We start from the raw sequence: 1536 nt of genomic DNA, 5'->3' as shown, positions 1-1536 counted from the left end.
TCAAGGCTTTTTTTCCGAAGACAAGCAAAAAAGAACCACAAGCGAGAGATTAGTCTCGTTTGTGGTTGAATTAATGCTACCAGTTTCCATCTTTACGTTTGTAGTTATGTTCAGAAATCCATAATTGTGTTAATTCATCGACCTTTTGTTCTTCGTCTATTTCCTTACCTTCCAATTTTTTGAATAGCCCCTCAAAATCGCTTTTTGTTACTAAGACTACTACTGAACTAGTTCCACCAAATATACCCATGATTGGCTCTCTCAAATAAATTATTTTCATACCGACAACAGAGTATGGCAGATGGCGATCTTGCAAATATAACCATGACCGTATAGCTGTTCTAACTTCTAGTGGTTTAGAATAATCATCTGCGTTTTTGTTAGTGATTATTAATTCTATAATACGATCATCCTGGTTTATTTTTCCACCTATATCCTTTACTGTAGAGTCGGGATCACGACCGTTTACAAGAAATCGTATTCTTTTCTCATTTATCTCACTTTTATTCAATAGACTTAGATCGTGATGCAACTGTTTTTCATCTACTGTTGCCCCGATTGGGCTTAATTTATTAGTAAAATGACTTACAGTTTTCCACAATAAGAATACCACAAATACTAATAGAAACAGTAATATAAGTAATCGCAAATATTTGCTCAAGTGTTCAAAGTCACCTCCTGTTCTACTATGGTTTTATCCAATCCCAAATTTGATCCATTGTTTTACTCAAATTAGATACTCCGTTATCATCTTTCATGTTTGGGTCGAAATAGTAAGGATGACCCCCTACTATATCAACAGATGCAATATACCCGGGTCTTTGGAAATAAGTCATACCCCAAGCAGTAATACCATCCCCAAAGAACCCCTTCTTTTCTATATAGCCTACTTTATCCCTCCACTTTTTCTTAATGGGTTCTTTTGGAGAGCCCACTTGAACAATAAAACTTACATTATATCCTGCATCGTTGAGCAATTGTGCTGCATCATAGGCTGCAATCCCACCTCCGCTATGTCCAATTAAAACAATATCTCCACCGCCGAAATAATCGTAGTCTTCTTTTATACTTTCGAATGCATTATTACCACCGACGGTATACTTATAAGGAGTATCCATGTCGTTATTAACTACCAATGCTTGTAGAATAGTATATGCCATTTGTTTCGTAGCGTCTTGATCACAACCACATTCCTCCATGGTTCCATATGGATATACATCGGCTACGTGTATTTTATCATACCCCATATCTTGATATCTTTTTATTATATCTTCTTTGGCTGCCTTAAACATATCACCGCTTTGCCATGTTCCTACCCCAGCAAGGAAATATACAGAGATTGTCTTAAAACCACTCGGATCCACATAGTTCACTGGATTGTTCAGAGAATATGCATACAAGTGCAAGCTTAATGGATTTCCAATCTCCCCACGGAAAGTATCCGCCGACAGGAACCTTCCGTTCCTCGGATCGTAGTATCTGGCCTGCAGATAATAATATTGCGTCTTGCGGTCCCAATAATAGCCCGCATAGCGA

Annotated in this window: 2 protein-coding genes; both read right to left on the bottom strand. The window is 37.6% G+C overall.

The genetic code is table 11. From position 1 onward, the window contains the following. Nucleotides 1-76: 76 nt before the first annotated feature. Nucleotides 77-661, bottom strand: a complete 585-nt coding sequence (locus VF724_RS21160) for a hypothetical protein (RefSeq protein ID WP_371756217.1) — start codon at nt 659-661, stop codon at nt 77-79. A 25-nt stretch (nt 662-686) separates the two neighbouring features. After that, the coding region (locus tag VF724_RS21155) for an RHS repeat-associated core domain-containing protein (protein ID WP_371756216.1) at nt 687-1536 on the bottom strand (850 nt) is incomplete at its 5' end.

The organism is Ferviditalea candida (assembly GCF_035282765.1).
Classification (GTDB): Bacteria; Bacillota; Bacilli; order Paenibacillales; family KCTC-25726; genus Ferviditalea; species Ferviditalea candida.
Note: the sequence above shows the minus strand (reverse complement) of the source record. Positions and strands in the feature narration are given on the sequence as shown.